The sequence below is a fragment of the Streptomyces sp. 5-10 genome, assembly GCF_014712245.1.
Classification (GTDB): domain Bacteria; phylum Actinomycetota; class Actinomycetes; order Streptomycetales; family Streptomycetaceae; genus Streptomyces; species Streptomyces violaceusniger.
Genome location: NZ_JACVYG010000035.1, coordinates 1 through 18,187, shown reverse-complemented (window position 1 = coordinate 18,187; position 18,187 = coordinate 1). Strand labels below are relative to the sequence as shown.

Sequence of the window (18,187 nt, the reverse complement as noted above, 5' to 3'; positions counted from 1 at the left end):
CTGACACCAGGTGTCAGGGGCAGATCCTTGTCCAGCCACTGCCGACTAACTACACATCCGCTTCTTCGCGAACGGGCGGCGCCCAGCGCCCAGCGGCGATCTCCGCGTCCAGCCGCGCTTGGAAGTGCGCGTGTGCGGCTCTCATCTCGGCCTCCCGGTCTGCCTTGTAGAAGGGGCCCTGGTAACCGTCCGGGGGCGGGGTGCCCTCCGGGTCTTCTAGATGAGAAAGCAGGTCGAGGTAGTCCTGCTTGGTCTGACCGTGGCCGTAGGTGTTGAAGTCGCCTGCGATCTTGCGGCCGTTGGCGTCGAAGTAGGTCGCCGACTCGTAGTCGTACAACTGTGGATAGCGGGACTTGAAGATCGCGACGAGTTGGTCGGCGGTGATGCCGAGCCAGACGGCGACGAGGGCGTCCAACTCGACGAGCGCGGCCCGGCGCTCGTGCTCGGTGCGGAGCGGGGTGCTGTACTCCCAGATCGGCTTGAGACCAGCGGCGAGGGGCTTTAGATGGGGCCAGTCGGGATTAGCCCAGTCCTCGTAGCCCGCCCATTGAGGGTCGAACAGCTCCGTCCAGAGAGCCGCGTAATGGGAGGTGAGGGCGTTTAGGCGGAGGGTGCGGAGGAGGAGGGCGGGGGCGAGGGGGTGCGTTGGTTCGGGGGCGGGCATCCCCAGGGCATCTGCTGAATGAAGGTTTGCTTTGCCGGTGATGCGGAGCATGTAATCGAGCGGGAGGGCGGCCCAGAAACCTGCGGTGAGGGCGGTTAGCCGATTATCCCTCATGGCCATGCTGTACACCGCGTTGGTGTGCGCGGGGCCGGGTGGGACGAGAGCAGCATGCAGACACCGGCTACTGTCGAAGGGGATCATTTTACGCCAGGAAAGTCGGAAGTACGTTGTGGAGGGTCTTCCGAGCCAAGAGTCCTGCGCTGCCAGGTACGTTGCTTCGTCGGTGGCCCGCGCGTAGTTAGTTACAGGGGTGAACGTCTCAGGAATTTCCGCTGGCGCGAGTGAATCCCAGTCTCTATTACTGCGGCAGGGGACCTTGGGTTGCTTCGAGAAGGGAAGAGCCGAGGCGAAGTGTGGTCCTTGGAGGATGACATCCTTGATATCCGGGACGGACTTGTTGACCCAGTGGATCAGTCCCTCCTTCTTAGCGTTGGTCTCGTGGAAACCGCTGGAGGTCATCGGTCGGTGATCTGTCACTCTGTTGGGAAAAGCAGCCAATGCCTCGATCGCCCCTTGTTCGCCAACGAGGACCGGGTACAGCAGAGGCGCCTGCGCCGCTCCACCTGTTGAGCCAGTCAGCGCCTGCCAACTGGCCAGCAAGGCTGTGTCCACGTGCACCACACGCTCGCGGTGTGGCCGGATGTCCCAAGAGCCGTTGTGTTTGATGCCGGGCGTCGGGCCTTGCCCGCCATGGGTCAGAGAACCGAGCAGGGCTTCGACATCACGTAGTTCGCTGAGGTGCACGAATTCAGGCTCTTGCGGCGTACCGTAGATGTGCATCCCGAATTCTGCAGACCGGTTGAGGTCTTCGAATGCCCAGTTCGACGAGTTCACAAAATGTGCGTGAACTCGGAGATGTCGATACGCGGCGGCCCGAATCGCCCCCTCCCGTACGCCGCTAAAGTGCGTGTCCGGGTGGATCAGGCCGGCCCTGCCGTGCGGTGCGCTATGCTGCCACACCCGACCCAGGAATGCCCGGTAGAGGTCGCCCTGGGTACCGACCAGAAGCGGATACGTAGCCGGGCTGCCCAGCGTGGCGACGGCCCCTGCATGGTTGGCCAGCTCGTTGAGCAGGAAATCCAGGCCGCCTGCACGCGTTGCCAGTACGTCTTCTTTGTGGAGGCGCCAGTCCGCCGCACTCGGCTTGTCTTCCAGCACGAACCACGGCTCCAGCTCCGCCAGGACCACATCCTCCTGCCACCGAGGCCTCACCCACGGCGGGTTCCCCACCTGCAGATCAAACCCGCCCCGCGCGAACACCTGCGCGAACTCCAGCTCCCAGTGGAAGAACCCCTGCGCCTTCGCGACATCCTTCGCGACCCCCGTCCACGGGAACCGGATCTCCAGCCACTGGAAGCGATCCATCCCCATCCACTCGGGCAGCTCGTCCTCGTACACCGACAGGTCCTCCAAGGTCTCGAACGTCGAGACCAACGACTCGGCCGGCACATCCTGCGTACCGAGCAACGCTTCCGCGAAGTCGAGCCAGTCGTCCAGGTTCGCCAAGGGGATGACCGGGCGGCGCTGTCCCTTGACCTGCTCCACGCGGCGGCCCGTGCGGCGGCGGGACACCGAGTCGCGGGTCAGCGTCATTTGCTTCGGCTCGGCCGTGAAGCCAGGAAGGGCGTCCGCCTCCCACGCCATCAGAACCCCGGAGTCCTCCTCGGCCGCAGGCGGAACCGACTCCGCTTCCCCCGCCTCGAACTCCGCCGCCCGTTCCGCCAGTGCCTCCGCCCGCGCGTACTGCTCATCCGTACCGTTCAGCAGCGAAGCGCTCTGCACCGGCCAGAACCACAGCGCGCACCACGTGTCCATGAGCTTTTTGAGCCGCCAGTACGGGGTGTCCTCTGCATGGAGATCCGCCAGGACCCCCTCCCGCTGCACCGCGACCTCCGGCTGCCGCAGCCAGCCGTCCTCCGCACCCCACACCGCGATCCGCCGCGAGATGTCCCGCTCCGACAGCTCCAGCCGCCGCACCACCAACCCCCACAGGTACTCGGCCCGCCGGGCCAGCCCCTGCAGCCGGGCCGTCTGCCTGGCCGTCGGCGACTTCGTGATCGCCTTACGCCACGCGGCCAGCGCCTTCGCGGCCTCCGGCGCGAGTGCCTTCGCCTCCTTCTCGGCCGCTACCGCGCCCCACTCTTTCGCCGGGAGCAGGAAGTGGTGCACCGCCCCCTCCGGCAGTGCCTCGCCCCCCAGCGCATCGGCCAGCGGGAAGCGCTCCGGCGTACTCCCCAGCCAGCCGTCCTTCTTCAACCTGTCCGCCGCGTACACCTCGCGTCGCCCGCCGATCAGCGAGTTGCCGCGCCGCAGGTGCAGACCGAACCAAGGGGCCTCCATGCCCGGGTGCATGGTGTTGAGCCAGAGCGAGACCTCGGCCAGCTCCACGGCCGTCTCGTTCAAGTCGACGCCGTACGAGTTGTGCAGGGCGATGTACGCCTTGACCTTCTGGAGCTCGACGGCGTACTGCTCGGTGTCGATCGACTGCCCAAGCTCGCGCTGCCTGCGCCGCAGATACTCCGCCGCGACCTGGTTGATCGCCTCGTTGAGGAACGCCCCGGAGCCGAGCGCCGGCTCACAGATCCGCCACTCCAGCAGCTCCCGCGCGTCCGTCGTCGTGCCGTCCTGGTCCAGGCGCTGCTGGAGGGTGAGCTGCACGGTGACCTTGGTCAGCGACTCGGGCGTGTAGTAGGAGGCGGAGGTCTGGCGGTCGCGGCCCGAGAGCCGGTACACGAACGAGCCCGGGGCATGCCGCACCCGCAGCACTTCGCCCGTGTCCCGGTCCTGCCGCCGCACGAACACCGAATCCGGATACTCGTCGACCTTCGAGTGAGGCACCAGCCAGGAGCCGTCCTTCGGGTCGCCGCCCTTGGCGACCTCGTACAGCTCCTCGCCCGCGATGAAGCCGCTGTAGGACATCAGGCCCTCATACACCGCCCCGAGCTGGTTGATGCCGAGCTGGGCGTACGAGATGAAGCCGCCACGCTCGCCCTTCTTGCCTCGTGTGATCATCAGGCGGTGCAGCACCTCGTACAGCGTGGCGTTGCGCAGCCGCGTGTCGAGGTAGCGGACGGACTCGCCCCGGGCCAGGGCCTCGTCGGAGTCGTGGCGCGGGTCGGGGAGGGTGTCGGCGCCGATGAGGCGGATCGACTCGGGCTCGAACAGCTTGCTGTGCAGCGGCTCGAAGCGCAGGCCGGCGTCCTCGCTGGTCTTCTCGCCCACCGGATCGGTCTCCACACCATGCGTGCGCCTAGACCGATAGCCGACCTGCACCTTGAGGAACAGCAGGTCCAGGGACTCGTACAGGTAGAAGCCCCTACGGGCCTCCTCACCGACCGGCTGGCGGTCGGCGATCAGCTCGCCGAGCCGCCCCAGCCCGTACCCCTGCTGGTACTCGGGGTACTCGGCGGGGAGGATGCCCAGCTCGGGGCGGGCCTCGGCATACAGCAGGAACAGGATGCGGTACAGGTAGCGCAGCGACTCGCGGGTCAGCCGGCGGCCGAGCTCCGGGAGCTCGCCGATGTCCTCGGGGCTGACGCCCTGCTCGGCCAGCCGGGCCAGCACCTCGTTGGCGATCAGCTCGACGCTCGTCCGGAGGCCGTCGCGCAGCTCGCTGGAGACGCCCACGGCGTGCTTGGACGACTTGCCGAGGAGTTCGGCGAGGGGGTTCTCGCCGCCTTCCTCGGGGGTGAGCAGCGAGTCCGCGCCGAACAGGGCGGCCACGGTGTCGAGTTCGCCACCCGCCCGGGTGTCGTTGCGCTGCAACGCCGTGTCGAGGGAGACGGCGAGATAGCGACCCTCGCCCCACACCGCGCGGTCGGCCAGGACGATCACGCCGCCGCCGAGCAGCAGCACGTACCGGGGCGGCTCCTCGCAGGCGAAGAGGAACGAGGCCAGCTTGGAGCCGGTGGTGAGGGTGGTCGAGCCGTCGAGCACGACCTGCTCCAGCAACCGGCCCCGGCCCTCGGACTCGAGGGCGGCGTCCGGTTCGGCGGCCCAGCCGCAGTCCAGGGCGACCAGGCCCTTCTCGGAGTGCGCGACGGGGATCTCGTACGTCTGGCCCGCGCGCTCCTTCGTGAGGGTGCGCGGCTTCGCGTCGTAGCCGAGGGCGCGCAGCACCTCGGCGTTGAGGGACCGGACCCGCTCCCGCCACTCCGGGGAGCCGTACGTCAGCGTGTCGTCGTCGGTGTCGGATACGGCGGCGATGCCGTCCTCGTCCTCGGGGAGGGCGAAGAAGGAGCGGGCCCTGAAGTAGGAGCGGCGCAGTTCGCGCAGCCCGGTCCGGGGGGTCACGGGCAGTTCGCCGCCGCCGGGGGCCGCCGCCTCGGGCTGTCCGGGCTGTCCGGTCTGTTCGGGCTGCGGGGCGCCGTCGGTCCGCGTCGCGGGCCTCGCGGCCTCCTCGCGCTCCTTCCACGTCTGGAGCAGGCCCGACTTGAGGTCCTTGGGCAGCACCTCGGCCAGGTAGTGGGCCGAGAAGTAGTCGCCGCGGTTGACCAGGGAGTCGTACGTCATGACAGCTTCTCTCAGCGGGTCACGGGGGCGCGGAGCCACCAGGCGGCGGGCACGGACAGCGGCGGGGGACCGAGGGTGACGGGGGGTGGCCCGTCATGGTCGTCGCGCTTGCGGTCGGGGTCCGGGAGGAGCACCGCGAGGACCCGCAGCAGCGGGCGGCCCGTCGTGAGCAGGGAGTCGGCGAGATCGGCCAGGCGCTCCTTGGCGCGCTCTCCGGCGAGGGTGGGCTGGTGCCAGGTGGCGAGGCGGCGCTTGTACTCCGCGATGGGCTCGCGCAGCGGTTCGTCCCAGGCGTCGCGGCGCTCGTCGAGGAACGTCTCCGCCGTGCGCAGGACTTCGGGCAGGGCCTCGCGCAGCGGCCCGGGGTCGCGGTAGTGGCGCTTGTTGGCCATGCTCGGGCCGACCCCACAGCGGCGCAGCAGGGACACCATGTCGTCGTCGACCGCGCCCTTGCGGGTCACGCCCATCCACTTGACGACGGTGGGTTTGCCGAGCTTGTTCGAGTAGACGCCCTGGATCAGGTAGATCGGCTCCGCCACGTTCGCGGTGATCATGGGAGCTTCCTGGCGGCCCAGGCGGACGAGCACCTTGTCGGTGAGCCACTCGACGACCGGATGCAGGTCGGTCAGCAGGGAGATCTCCGGCCAGCTGGAAGTCGAGGACTCCCGGGCCCGCTGGAGGGAGTGCTCGGCGAGGCGGCGATTGAAGGTGACGAGGAGGCGATCGCGCAGCCGCTGCTCGCGGAGATAGTCCATGGGCAGGGCCCTGAGACGGTGGACGAGATCGGCGGGCGGGCGGAAGGAGAGCAGGCCCGACTGCGGGTCGCGGTCCAGCTCCAGCCGGTCGTGGGCGTCGGGGTAGACCTCGCCCAGCGCCTCGTCCAGGAAGTGCGCGCTGGAGTCGAAGAGGCGGGGGATCACGGGGGAGCCGCTGGCGCGGCCGGACGCCGCCGAAGCCGCGCCGGGCGCGGCCGTACGCCCGGAGCCTTCGGGAGCGGCCGCACCGGCCGACTGGGATGGCTCGTGCAGGTCCGCCGGTTCGTCGCCGACCGAGCCGAAGAAGTCGGCGAGGAAGTCGTCCATGCCCGCGTCCCCTCCGTCCCCGCCGTTCGCGCCGGGGCGGCGGGAATCCAGGGACTCGTCCACGGACTTCCCGCGCAGCAGGTCCTGGATGAGGGACTTCTCCTCCGCCTCTGCCCGGTACAGGCCGGTCACGGCCTCGGCGGTGCCCAGGGAGCGGTGGGCCTGGTCCTCGCGGTCCAGCAGCCGCTCGGCGACGACCGTGTCGTCCTTGGCGCCCTCGACCTCACTGGTCAGGATCAGCGCGCGGAACTGCGGTGGCCGGGCCTGCCCGTACCGGTCGATGCGGCCGTTGCGCTGCTCGATGCGGATCAGCGACCACGGCACGTCGTAATGGATCAGCTGGTTGCACTGGCGGTGCAGGTTGACGCCCTCGGAGGCCACGTCGCCGGTCAGCAGCACGCGTACGGGCGTGTCGGCCAGGCCGAACTCCTCCACACAGGCCATCTGCTGCTCGTCGGAGAGGCCGCCGTGCATGACGCGGACGCAGTCGCGGGCCGCGCGGCCCTTGAAGCCGAGTTCGGCCGGAAGCACCTGGGCCAGCCACTGGAGGGTCTGCACGCGTTCGGAGAAGACGACGACCCGCTCATCGGAGGTGGGGCCGACACCGATCTCCTCCTTGAGCTCGTGCACGAGGGCGGAGAACTTCGCCGAGTCGGCCTCGGTCAGATCGGCGGCCAGCTCCGACAGTCTTTCCAGCGCGGCCAGTTCGGCGGCGGTGCCCCGCGGGTCGTCCTTCTTCTCCAGGGTCTTGACGCGCGCCGAGACGGTGGCCTTAAGGGCGGCGGGGGAGGAAAGGAACGACTTCAGCAGCGTGTACGGGAAGAGGGGGACCGAGCTCACCGAGGTGGCGCCGTCACGGGGCAGCCAGACGGACGCCAGCTCCTCGAAGATCTTCTCCTCGGCCGGGGTCGCCGGGCAGTGCACCGACCGGGAGGGCCCGCGGTCCGCCCACTGGCCCTTCATCTGCTCGCGGACCTCGGGACTGATCTTCGTACGGCGGATGAACAGGTGCTTGATGTCGTCGGCGCGGTAGTTCTCCGGGTCGCGGATCGCCGCCGGATCCAGCAGGCTGATCAGCTCGGCGAACGACCGCGCGTCGCCGTTGTGCGGGGTGGCGGAGGCAAGGATCAGGGCGTCGGTGCGGGGAGCGAGGACCTGCGCGAGCTGGTTGCGCAGGGAGCCGCGGTTGATCAGGTTGTGCGACTCGTCGATGACGACGGCGTCCCAGCGGATCTGCTCCAGATGGTGCCGGTACTGATCGGCGTTCTTGAGGGTGTCGATGGAGACGATGACCCGCTTGAAGGAGGTGAAGGGGTTGCGGCCGGCCGGGATCTCCCGCTGGATCCGCTCGATACCGACCGAGTCCAGCCGTACCAGGGGGATCGAGAAGCGTGTCCACAGCTCGTGCTGGAACTGCTCCAGCACATGCTGCGGGGTGACGACGAGGATGCGCTCGCCCCGGCCGCGGCGGATCAGCTCGGCGAGCGTCAAGCCGATCTCCAGGGTCTTGCCCAACCCCACCACGTCGGCGATCAACAGGCGCGGGCGGAGATTCGCGCCGGACAGGGCCAGCTCGGCGGGGCGCCGCTGGTAGGGCAAGGAGTCCAGCAGGAACGAGTCGGCCAGGGCGAGCCGGCGCTCCGACTGGGGCAGCGCGGTGCGGCGCAACACCGCCTCCAGGAACAGTCGGGAGCGCCGGTAGTTCGGCGAGTCGTCCGGGACCAGCCGGGTGTCGCGCGGGTCCAGCAGCTCGATCCGGTCCAGGCCGGAGAAGAACACCGCCTCCTGGTCGCGTACGAACTCCGACACCCCGACGACCTCCAGCCGGGTGCCGTCTTCCGCCGTCGGCGCGGAACTCCTGACCAGCCACTCCTCGTCCCGTACGAGGACCTGGGCGCCGGCCGGGTACTGGTCCTGGACCGTCCGATCCGCTGTTGCGCCGCTGTGCTCCGCGCTGGTCTGGACGGCGGTCACCCGTGGCCTCCTGAGGTCGTACGTGGGGCGGGCCCTTCAAGGGCCCGTTAAGTATCGCCGGTCTGGCGGGCGTATGGGTCAGAAGGGCGTACTGGCGGCGTAGGCCTCACGCAGCCGCTGCGCGGTGATACGGGCCTGAGCGCTGTGCCGCAGCGAGCGCCGCCCGGTGGCACCGCGGTCCTTGGAGCGGGTGGCGGGCCGTGCGGGGGTCTGTCCGGACGCCTCCCCGCGGGCTGCCCCTTGACCCGTGCGGTCGGCGGTCGGCGCGGCGGGGGCGTCCGCGGAGGCGGCGGGAGGAGGCACCGGCGGCTGCTGCCGGCTTGGCGGAGCGTCGGCCGCCTCCGCGGGCGGCTTTGAAGACGCCCCGGCTCGTGGAACGGCCAACAGCTCGTCCAAGAGGTGCGCCGGAGCCGCCGTGTAGCTGGTGAGCCTGCGCCGCGCCTGGGCGACCTTCAGCCCCTGCGCTTCGATCAGCGCCCGGCACTGCCGCACCACGTCGTCGAGCGGGGGCCGGTCCTGCGCCCGGTGGGCCAGCATCGCCGTCAGCAGTGGCACCAGCTCATCCGGCGCCCCGGACAGATCCGGGGCGGTCGTGGGATCGACGATCTGGTGGAACAGGACGTGGATGTTGTCGGCCCGGTAGGGGAGGTGGCCAGAAGCGGCGAACAGCAGCACGGCGCCCAGCGCGTACACATCGACCGCGGGCGTCAGCGGCCGCTTGCCGTTCGCCTGCTCAGGGGGCATGCAGGAAGGGGTGCCGACGACCGTGTTAGGGGAGGTCAGCGACACGCTCGACTCGGCGAACACGGCGAGCCCGAAGTCGATGACCTTCGGCCCGTTCGGACCCAGGAGCACATTGGCGGGCTTGAGATCGCGGTGCAGCAGACCCTGCTTGTGCACAGTCGCCAGCGCCTCGGCGAGCGTCGCGCCCAGGGAGGCGGTGAGCAGGGCGGGCAGCGGGCCGTGACTGCCCACGTGTCGGCTCAGGTCCAGCCCCTCGACGTACTCGGTGGCCAGCCATGGCGGGTCCGCCTCCACGTCGGCGTCCAACAGGGCGGCGATCCGCGCCCCCCAGACCGTCTTGAGGATCTCCACTTCCTGCGCGAACCTCTGCCGCGTCTCGGAGTCCACCACAGACGGCTTGATCACCTTCACAGCGGCCGGCTCCCCACCCGGCGACTCCCCCAGGTACACCTGCCCCATGCCACCGTGCCCGATCCTGCCGAGCAACTCGTACCCGCCGAGCTCGGCGGGGTCCTCGGGGCTGAGGGGCGCGATGTGCACGTGAGGCCTCGCTTTCGGGACGGGGCGTGCTGGGGTCGGTGCTCATCGTCACGCTAGACCACTCTCTGAGGATGTGGATGGCGCGGGCCATCCACGGGTAGCCCCACGGGAGACTGCCCACCGCTCTCACTGACGGAGTCCGCCCGGCGGGTTCTGCTTATAGGCGCGGTGGAGATAGGTCCTGCGTTTGGCACCCCGATTCCGAGTGCGCGCCTGACGCGCGCGGACCGACTCCTCGCTGGATTCCGTAGCCACCACGACGCTGTGGCCGGTGTCCACACGTCGCTTCACCAATGCGTACAGCTGCTCCCTGGTTGTGCCTACTGTTCCAGCAAGACCGTGCTTGACGAGGTCGATGAACTGAGTGCTGGTGAGATGCCGTTCAACATGATCGTATCCGAGGATCCGCGCTGTGCTGTTCGCTCGTTTACCGCGTGTGGAGTCGTCTTCGAGTAGGAGACGGACGTACGAGACAGGCAGATACATGCCTCGCGCGAGCTCTTGGGTCGGGCGCTTTTCTGCATTCCGTGGCCAATATGCCAGCTTCAGGAAGCAGGGGTCGTTGCCGAGCCGCCATTCGCTCGGCCGCGTCGGAGGACAGCTCAACTTGGCTGTTTCCTCGAGCCGGTCGAGTTGGTGTCTCAGCCGTGTGTCCACATAGATCGAGCGAGTGTCAGGATCAAGCCGCTTGTACTGGACGAAGACGAAGCTCTTGGTGGGCTCGTGGTAGTAGAGCATATCTGTGCCCAGACGCGATTCGACCGGCGTGGCGTTGACGTTGACCACTTCGAGCCGCCTTCCTGAGGCGTCGTGGAGTACGTGAATGTCGCAGCGGACCGTGGTGCCTTGTTGCCATTCGCTGAACATCCCGAATGCCTCGCCGGCGACGCGGACGTCGTAGTCGATGAGGCTATGCTCCACGGGCTGCGGAATCAGCCCGGCAGTGTACGGGTCGTCTTCTGACGGCGGCTGTCGCCATGCAGCAAGTGCGGCGAGTGGGAAGTCTGCGATGCGAAGCAGGCTTCCTGTTGCATCGCGCTGCTCCTGCCAGGACTCGTCTGCCGCACTGCTTCCGAAGAGAGGCGGGTCGGCTTGGGCGATCAGCCAGTCGAGCAGGGGCCCGAGATCGGGGTGTGCCGCGCGGAGCGCACCCTCCAGCGATTGCCATACGGGGTTGCTGCAGGCACCTACGGTGCCTGGCACTGATGCATCGTCGAACTCTTGGCGCAGAGGTGCTGGTATGTCCTGGAGGATGCCATCAGGGCCGTCGAGTGGAACGACTTGCCCGCACTCTCGGAGCGGATCGACGGTGATGCTCTTGTCGACCGCTCCCACAGTGCCATGACGAGCGACGATGCCTATCCATGCCAGCCACCGTGATCGGTCCCGGCCGGGCTGGGGTGGTGCCTCGCCGATCAAGAGTGCGATGGGCGGGCCGTCAAGTGCCGCGTTGATGTTCAGGCTTTTGGGGCGGGACTTGGTCAACCGCTGCTCAATCCTGAACTTGCCCAGGTTGGCTTTGAGTTCGTTCTCGCTCAAGGTCACGATGAAGGCCACGCGTGGAGCTTATCCAGCTGTCTGGGCCATGGTCTTTATCTAAATTACTCCCTGGAGCTGCTGGCCCTGTAACGAGGAGTGCTGGGCCGGAGTGAGGCTGTGTCAGGCCTTGAAGACGGTGATGCGGGGGCCGCACAGCGTGATGAGGTCTTCCGGATCGGAGGTAACAACCGTGGTGGGCCGGGGGCAGCGAGGGCGGTAGCGCTGAGCATGGCGTCGACGGCGTACTTGTGACCGTGCAGGCCGGCGTCGGCCAGGACCGAGATGAGCTCCTTGAGGTTGTCGTGCTCGATCTGGCGGGCCACCGTGGCGGCGACGTATGGCGACGTATGCGGGCAGGCCGGACGGTCGACCATCACGCACGCGGTCGGGTCGGCCGACTGGTCGCGGGCCGACCGTGCCTTGTCGAAGTCGACTACCCCGCCTCCGAAGCCGGCCGCCTCCCGCGCCAACGCCTTGGAGTAGGAGGTGACCTCCCACAGCACAGGGCCTCCAGTCCGCACGGGCCAGGCACGCTGCGTGCTGGACGGCGAGAAACCGGGACACCCCGAACGCCTGCGATCCCGCCCCGGATGCGGTGCGGGCCCGTGCCGGGGCAAGCCCGCGTTCCAGGCCGGTGCGAACGAACCGCTCCGTGTGGCGGCACCCGGTTGCACCGTCCGGAGCTGTGGGGGCGGGTGTCACCCGTGCCCGCCCCGCCCAGGAAATCTGTGCCCCGCTTCGGATTCGGGTCGCGCAGTCGGCCCGGCCCTTACTCGGTGATGAACTTCCTGAGCGTGAAGCCAAGGGTTGCCGCGCCGATGAAGGCCGCGCCCCCTGACGCCAGCGAGGCGTAGACAGGTGCTCCGGTCATCCAGAGAGCGGCCGTGCAGAGCATCGCAGCGACCAGCGCGCCAAGCATGATGACCGCTGCCCACAGGCTCCGCAGTGCTTGATCATTGTTGGACAACCTGCATCAATCCCCTCATCGATGGACTCGTTGCCGTGTCGAGGACTGTTGTAGCCAATCTGCCCTCGACCGCGCCACGAATGCTGACAGGGGAAAAACCGCAGGTCAAAAGGCATGATTTACCTTCCTGAAGGGGGAAGGGTGCGGCAGTGCAGTGGACATCTGCGTTTGTGCTGTAGTGTGATGCCGCTCTTACAGCTGTGCACCTGTCGTCGTGGCGGGATCTATAGAAGAACCATGAACCCCCTTGTATCGCTAAGTACTCCCGGATCCCGGTTCCTCCTGCAGGAAGGTAAAAGTCGTGTCGAGCGGCGAGCAGCGCGCCGAGGCGGTCCGCCTGCTGAAGGGTGCAGCCGACAAGGTGAAGAGGTCGGGGCGCGTTCCGTTCCCGCCGGCCTTCGTCATAGCTGCGGAGGGTGCGGAGGAGGAACCTCCGCTCGCCAGGTTGATCCAGGGCGGGCGCGGCGGTGAAGTGCGGCTGAAGCTGTATATGTGCATCACGATGATGGCCACGGGAAAGCCGTATGACTTGAGGACGCCACCAAGCTCGCATGGTTGGACGCGGATGCTTGCCTTGGATCCGAAGAAGGGGCCGCGAAGGGTCGCCAGCAACTTGAAGTGGCTTGGCGACAACCAGTTCATTCGTCTTGAACCACAGTGGGGCCGCCCGTCTGCGATCACGTTGCTAAGCGCAACTGGTGACGGCAAGGAATACAGCCAGCCGAGGGACGGGAACCGGTACGTTGGGGTGCCACTGGGGTTCTGGATCCACGGGTGGCTTCTGTGTTTGTCGCCGACCGCGACAGCCGTCCTGTTTGCACTCATCGAAGTTCTGGGAGGGCACTCCGAGGCGAGATATATCCCAACGACCAGGCGTCAGCGTTACGGCCTGTCTCCCGACACCTGGACGAAGGCCCGTAAGGAGTTGGAGGCCCGGAGCTTGCTCGTCGTAAAGCGGGAGCCACAGGGTGACTTCTACGACTTCATGCGGTTGCGAAACGCCTACCAGCTCGACCTCGAACGACTGGACTCCCCGCCCAGTTGGTGATGCCCCCGGGGTGCTGCCCTATCGCAGCTCTATCGCAATCAGCGCGTAACAACGACGAAGAGCCGCACTCAGTGGAACTGGGCGCGGCTCTTCATTCACGGCATCCGCCCTTGCCAGCGCGTGATCTGCGCTGGCTGTCGGCGAGTGCCCCCGGCAGGATTCGAACCTGCGCACGAACATAGGCAATGTGCTCAGGCATCGTGACGGTCAGGCCATCATGATCGATCTCGATGACTTCACACTGGCTCCGCGGGAATGGGATCTCGTCCTCACTGCGATCTTCTACGACCGCTTCGGCTGGCACACGCGCTCGGAGTATGAGGCTTTCGTCTATCGCTACGGGTTCGATCTGATGAATTGGCCTGGCTATCCGGTGCTGGCTGACCTGCGCGAGCTGATGATGGTGGTTTGGCTCGGACAGCAGGTGCCCGCTAATAGGAAGTCGGCTGAGGAGTTCGACCGGCGTATGCAGTCCCTTCGGACTGGTTGCGGACGTCAGGAATGGCAGCCATTCTAGTTTCGGCTCAATGTCGCCTTATGTTCATTCTTTCGCATTCCACCAAATGCGCGAATCTCGTGCCGTCCTGTAAATAGCGGCGACTTCCTGAGCTGTTAGGACTTGGGGAAGATTTGAGAGGTAGTGCGCAAGATCTTCTCCTCGCATCACCACGACTCCGCATGCTTGGCGAGTCCCTGTGACCCTCCCTCCGCCAACATACGCTAAAGCGGGTCGCACGAATATCGCCTGCCCCATACCGTCTGTCAGTACAGAAGCTGCGCTGCTTGCCTCTTCTTTGGCCCGACGGATCATAGAGTCAGAATCTTCGGTGTTCTCGGCGTGCAGACCATCATTCATGACTTCCACGACCGCCTTCGGGTGATGCTTCGTATTGATGGTCCAGATGCCAGTCTTGGCGATCACTAGGTGGTCGATATCCCCTCCAACTGGACAGGGGACTGAGTGGAGAGTTGTGAAACTGGCTCCCGATACTCTGTCGAGTAGATCTGCCATCATCGCTTCGCCGTCGGCACCTAGATGCCACGAAGTATGGCCTAAGGGGTTGCCTGTCTCCGACATTGCTCTCTTGGTTAGAGCTTCGCCGGGTTCGTTGTTCGCTAAGTCGAATTTCGCAGGAATTAAACTGCCGCTCGGTTTGGTGGAGTGAACTCCGTCTCGGGTTTTCTGTGGGCGGCGGGGGTTTATGGGGTGTGCGTGGTTTGGGTGGAACTTCCGCTTCCGTCTCGCGCGTGCTTTCAGGAGGCGATCGCAGCAGAAGACTAGGGTTACAGCGATGATCGCAAGGATTATTTCCATTTTCCCTCCGTGTGCTGGAGAGTTACAAGCACCTGCCTGCTATCAAGGGGCTGCGTTTGGAGCGGTAGCTGTCCACAGCTCGTGGTCGGCGGCTTGCCCGTAGAAGTCGCAGGTGGTTGAGGTGTCGCCGACGTTGGCGAGGTGATGACCGGAACTCGGCGAGATAGCTCACGCAGCGGGCGGACTCGAGCTGTTCACCGAGGTCGAGGGCGTCCAGGGCTACGCGGCACGCTTCCTCGGGGTCCCCTGCCCGTAGGTGCGCGTCCGCCAGAACCATCGTTGCGAAGAAGTCGCTCCGGACATGGCTGCCGCTCATCGCGTTCTCGGCGTGGGCGACGGCTCGGCGGGCGCTGTTCACGTCGCGGAAGCAGTGGGCGGCCTCGGCGGCTAGCTCGGCTTCGTCGAAGTAGGCGATCCACTCGGGCTCGTCGGCGCTGTTGCGGCTCTCCAGCGCCTTGGCTGCTTCGGCCAGGGCAAGTTCGCATGCGCGGGTGTCCCCTGTGCGGGCCAAGGCGCGGGCCTCCATGGCGTGGAACTGGGCCATGAGGGTTGGGGTCGCGACTCCTGAGATGCCCATGCGGGCGGCGCGGGCGAGCGTGGCCGCCTCGGTGTAGTGCCCCAGGAACGTGGCCTGGTGGCTCATCGCCGACAGTATGCTTCCCGCCAGCCGGCGGTCATCGCCATCCTGGGCGAGGCGGAGGGCCTGGAGGAAGTACCGCTGCGCGAGACCGTGATGGCACGAATCGTAGGACATCCACCCGGCGAGGAGCGTGGACTCCGCCACGGTCGAGAAGAGCGCGCGTCCAACAGCTTCCGTGTACTGGCCGGTGAGCAGAGGAGCGACGTCGCGGCTGAGGTACTGCACCACTGAGTGGCGGGCGTGATCTCCGCCGAATCGATCGTCAAGCTGGGCGAACATGCCGCTGGTGGACTTGACCATTGCCACGTCTGCGAGGCCGACGCGGGCACTGCCCTTCCTCGGGGCTGCGGGGAAGGATGGCTCAGGTGCTACGAGCCACCGGAGAGACGCTTCGCTCCACGCGGGCTGTGACGGCTCGGACAGCACCAGCGGTTCGTACCCGTGCAAGTCCGCGCGCCAGAGCTGATCGACTGCTCTGAACGCATCCTCCGGGGTGGGTGGATAGCGGGTCTCAAGGAGTTGGGTGTCCTGGCCGGTGAGGTGGTTCAGCCCGAGCTCGGCGGCGGTCATCTCGAGCGCTTCGCAAACCAGCGGCCCGTAGAACTCATCAGGGGTGCTATGCAGGTTCTCCCAGCTGGCGATGCGGCGTTTGACGCTGGCGTCGGTCGGAAGGGCTGTTCCTCGTCGCGCTGCGGCGGCGCGCATCTCTCGCACCAGGCGCAGCTGACCCCAACCGCGGTTCTTCCGGGTCTCGCGCAGGAGCGTGCCGAACGGTGGTGCCGAGTCCGTGGTGCTCGCCTCCTCCTGAGTGACGAAGCTGTCACTTTGCGTTCCCTTGAATCTACGCAATCAAAGCCGCTGATGGGAGCGGTATTTCAGGTTGGTCGTGCGTGGAAAGAGATGACGTGGGGTGACGTGGGTTGGTGGTGGGCGTCATCCCGCATCACCCCTCGTCATCTGCCCAGCTCAGGGGCGTGGGACAGACGCTAGTTCTGCGGCGGCTGACAGGTCGTCGGCGAGGCTAGCGAAGTGGGGCGCCATGCAGATGATGACGAAACGGGGGGTTCAGTGGCTGTCCGCTGCGGCGGATAGCCCAGAGGAGTGCCGGGCGGCATGGACGCGGGATCCGCGTAGTCCGTACACGCTGCCCACGGGACGCTTCTTCGACGTGGTGGTGATTGAGCAGCGGATCGGCCTGGAGACGTTCGAGCAGTTGGACCGACGTGGCTTGCCGATAGGCCCCGTACTGGCCGACTGGGGTGCGAAGCAGGTCGGGTTCTTCCTCCCTTCGAAGTCGCGTCAGAGGTTCGACGACAAGGTGAAGGGGGAGACACCACATCCCCCGGAGTACCGGTACCTGGGTCCGGAATCGGTGGTCGTTGTTCCTGGGCCGATGCCGCTCAGCGGGGATCGATACGCATGGCTGCGCGCGCCGATGCGGAGGCCAGAGGCGAACCCTGCGCGATTGGGCGCGCTGGCTGCCATGTTCGTTGCCGCCGCCTCGGTGGTGTTGCGGGCCGACCGGTATGGCGAGGAGCAGAACGAGCGAGGGGCGCCGGACGCGGGTGCGTCTTGCTCTGGGCAGGAGGATGCCCATGCACAGTGAGGGCGGGAAGTCGGATGACAGCGCGTCCTGGGCTCCACACACAAGCCAGGAGTGGTACGCGGCGCGTGATGCGGCGGCGGCCCTGCGGGATGTCCTGACCGCGGTGGGCATGCAACGGGAATTCCCGTATCTCCGGGCCGACCTGAATGCGTTCGGACACGGGCTCATTGAGCTTGGGCGCGTTTCTCCTGAGACGGCCGAGCGATTGGCGGAGCTGCTGCGCCGTGCCATTTCGTGCCCGAATGATCTTCGCAACCAAGCACAGGGGAGGAAGCCGTGACGGACCCACGAGGTGTGTGCGCGAGGCGCGCGGAGGATCTTGCGCCGGAGGTGCCGTATGTACGGGGCTGGGCGGCTGCGAAGCGGGGTGCGGAGGCTCTTGCGGAGAAGTTGCGGGCGGTGGGGTTGGAATCCGATTTCCCGGGGCTCAGGGCTGACGTGAATGTTGCCGGTGAGGGAATGGTGTGCCTCGGGGAGGTGCGGCCGGAGGCGGTTCAGTACCTGGTCGGAATGCTCGTCACGGGGCTTGCTTTGGAGATGGCGGAGCAGGTGGGGGCGAGCGCTGACGGCGAGCGGCCTCGTGTGCCTCGGCAGCCTGGCGCCGAGGGGTAGGGGTTGGCATGCGGAGCGAGTTGGTGCGCGTCGTGACTGTCTACGCGTCCACTGTGCGGATAGGCGACATTGTGAATATCGGCGGGACGGAATCCCGCGTGGACAACATGTTTGCCTTACATGGCGGTGGGAAGCGGTTGATCCTCGACACGAGCGAACCGTTCACGCTTGGCCCTGCTGTCCCCTTGTTCGCCAAACGGCTCAGCATCATCGAAATAACGCGCTGAATATTTGCATCACCCATGGCGACCGATTCGGGTTAGGGTCGCGAATACGGAAGAACTCGCGGGAACATCATGCTTCGGGCCCCGCGCGCCACCGATTAACTGCGGTTGGTGTGCGGGGCCGTGGTGTCTTACCGGGGCCGGGGAGTGTCGAGCGTGGGCACGCGGGCGGCCGGAGAGTGTTGGGCCGGTGGCCTGCCCGGTTTGGGGTCGAGCATGATCAGGGGGCCGTACGCTGGTTGGCAACTCGGGCAGGCTTTGGACCTGCCCGCAATTAGCACGAGTGGCCCCCTGGTCTTGCTCGACGCGGGACCCGAACCGGGGAGGTGGCTCAAGACTCTTCGGCCGCCCGCCCCAGCCATGAACTTGAAACGCCCTGACGCGCATTGGCTACGGGCGTCCCGTCCGTCCGGCCGGGACCGGCGCCCCAGCGCCGCAGCCCGGACGGGGCGGCGGGGCGCCCGGCGGCGCGCATGCGCCGCCCTTGAAGACGTAGAGAAAGTTTGAGCCAAGCTCGCAAGCGTCGCGTGTCCGGTCCCGGGAGATGCTTGACACTTCGGTCCCAGCTGATGGTTGACAGTGGCCGTGATCGGCTTTTCTGTGCGCGTCGTTGCGGTGCGTGGCAGGAGGCCGGGATTGGCGCTGGTGGAGTTGTCGGTC

12 protein-coding genes and 2 pseudogenes are annotated in these 18,187 nt (G+C 66.9%); 5 read left to right on the top strand and 9 right to left on the bottom strand.

Features of this window, described 5'->3' with window-relative positions:
- Window positions 1–49 precede the first annotated feature (49 nt).
- The 7 genes and pseudogenes from IEJ02_RS31235 to IEJ02_RS31215 form a co-directional block, all read right to left on the bottom strand.
- A complete protein-coding gene (locus tag IEJ02_RS31235; RefSeq protein WP_191067892.1) occupies window positions 50–5,236 on the bottom strand; it encodes a DNA methyltransferase family protein in 5,187 nt (1,728 codons plus the stop codon).
- 11 nt (window positions 5,237–5,247) lie between these two features.
- On the bottom strand, window positions 5,248–8,292 hold the full coding sequence (locus tag IEJ02_RS31230) for a DEAD/DEAH box helicase (RefSeq protein ID WP_191067891.1): 3,045 nt from the start codon (window positions 8,290–8,292) through the stop codon (window positions 5,248–5,250).
- A 78-nt stretch (window positions 8,293–8,370) separates the two neighbouring features.
- Window positions 8,371–9,576: a serine/threonine-protein kinase gene (locus tag IEJ02_RS31225; RefSeq protein WP_191067890.1), complete on the bottom strand. Its 1,206-nt coding sequence runs from the start codon at window positions 9,574–9,576 to the stop codon at window positions 8,371–8,373.
- 126 nt (window positions 9,577–9,702) lie between these two features.
- Complete coding sequence (locus tag IEJ02_RS31220; RefSeq protein WP_191067889.1) at window positions 9,703–11,133, bottom strand: hypothetical protein; 1,431 nt, start codon at window positions 11,131–11,133, stop codon at window positions 9,703–9,705.
- Window positions 11,134–11,235: 102 nt separating this feature from the next.
- Window positions 11,236–11,393: pseudogene (locus tag IEJ02_RS49090) on the bottom strand (DNA-binding protein); the annotation flags it as partial.
- Between the two features lie 224 nt (window positions 11,394–11,617).
- A pseudogene (locus IEJ02_RS49085) lies at window positions 11,618–11,790 on the bottom strand (bifunctional DNA primase/polymerase); the annotation flags it as partial.
- Window positions 11,791–11,884: 94 nt separating this feature from the next.
- Window positions 11,885–12,082, bottom strand: a complete 198-nt coding sequence (locus IEJ02_RS31215; RefSeq protein ID WP_191067888.1) for a hypothetical protein — start codon at window positions 12,080–12,082, stop codon at window positions 11,885–11,887.
- Window positions 12,083–12,383: 301 nt separating this feature from the next.
- Here IEJ02_RS31215 and IEJ02_RS31210 point away from each other — a divergent pair, with 301 nt between their 5' ends.
- Both IEJ02_RS31210 and IEJ02_RS31205 read left to right on the top strand, forming a co-directional pair.
- The gene (locus IEJ02_RS31210; RefSeq protein ID WP_191067887.1) at window positions 12,384–13,130 is read left to right on the top strand and encodes a hypothetical protein; all 747 of its coding nucleotides are present in this window, start codon (window positions 12,384–12,386) and stop codon (window positions 13,128–13,130) included.
- A gap of 217 nt (window positions 13,131–13,347) precedes the next feature.
- Complete coding sequence (locus IEJ02_RS31205; protein ID WP_317985969.1) at window positions 13,348–13,647, top strand: hypothetical protein; 300 nt, start codon at window positions 13,348–13,350, stop codon at window positions 13,645–13,647.
- Window positions 13,648–13,671: 24 nt separating this feature from the next.
- On the opposite strand, the gene IEJ02_RS31200 is transcribed toward IEJ02_RS31205, so the two are convergent.
- Both IEJ02_RS31200 and IEJ02_RS31195 read right to left on the bottom strand, forming a co-directional pair.
- On the bottom strand, window positions 13,672–14,208 hold the full coding sequence (locus IEJ02_RS31200) for a nuclease-related domain-containing protein (RefSeq protein ID WP_223864781.1): 537 nt from the start codon (window positions 14,206–14,208) through the stop codon (window positions 13,672–13,674).
- Window positions 14,209–14,467: 259 nt separating this feature from the next.
- Window positions 14,468–15,934: an NsdA family TPR-like regulatory protein gene (locus tag IEJ02_RS31195; RefSeq protein ID WP_223864770.1), complete on the bottom strand. Its 1,467-nt coding sequence runs from the start codon at window positions 15,932–15,934 to the stop codon at window positions 14,468–14,470.
- 190 nt (window positions 15,935–16,124) lie between these two features.
- Here IEJ02_RS31195 and IEJ02_RS31190 point away from each other — a divergent pair, with 190 nt between their 5' ends.
- The 3 genes from IEJ02_RS31190 (at window position 16,125) to IEJ02_RS31180 (ending at window position 17,530) form a co-directional block, all read left to right on the top strand.
- The gene (locus IEJ02_RS31190; protein ID WP_191067885.1) at window positions 16,125–16,691 is read left to right on the top strand and encodes a bifunctional DNA primase/polymerase; all 567 of its coding nucleotides are present in this window, start codon (window positions 16,125–16,127) and stop codon (window positions 16,689–16,691) included.
- On the top strand, window positions 16,681–16,971 hold the full coding sequence (locus IEJ02_RS31185) for a hypothetical protein (protein ID WP_191067884.1): 291 nt from the start codon (window positions 16,681–16,683) through the stop codon (window positions 16,969–16,971). The genes IEJ02_RS31190 and IEJ02_RS31185 overlap by 11 nt, the downstream gene beginning before the upstream one ends.
- A 340-nt stretch (window positions 16,972–17,311) precedes the next feature.
- Window positions 17,312–17,530, top strand: a complete 219-nt coding sequence (locus IEJ02_RS31180; protein WP_086881444.1) for a hypothetical protein — start codon at window positions 17,312–17,314, stop codon at window positions 17,528–17,530.
- Window positions 17,531–18,187: the final 657 nt, after the last annotated feature.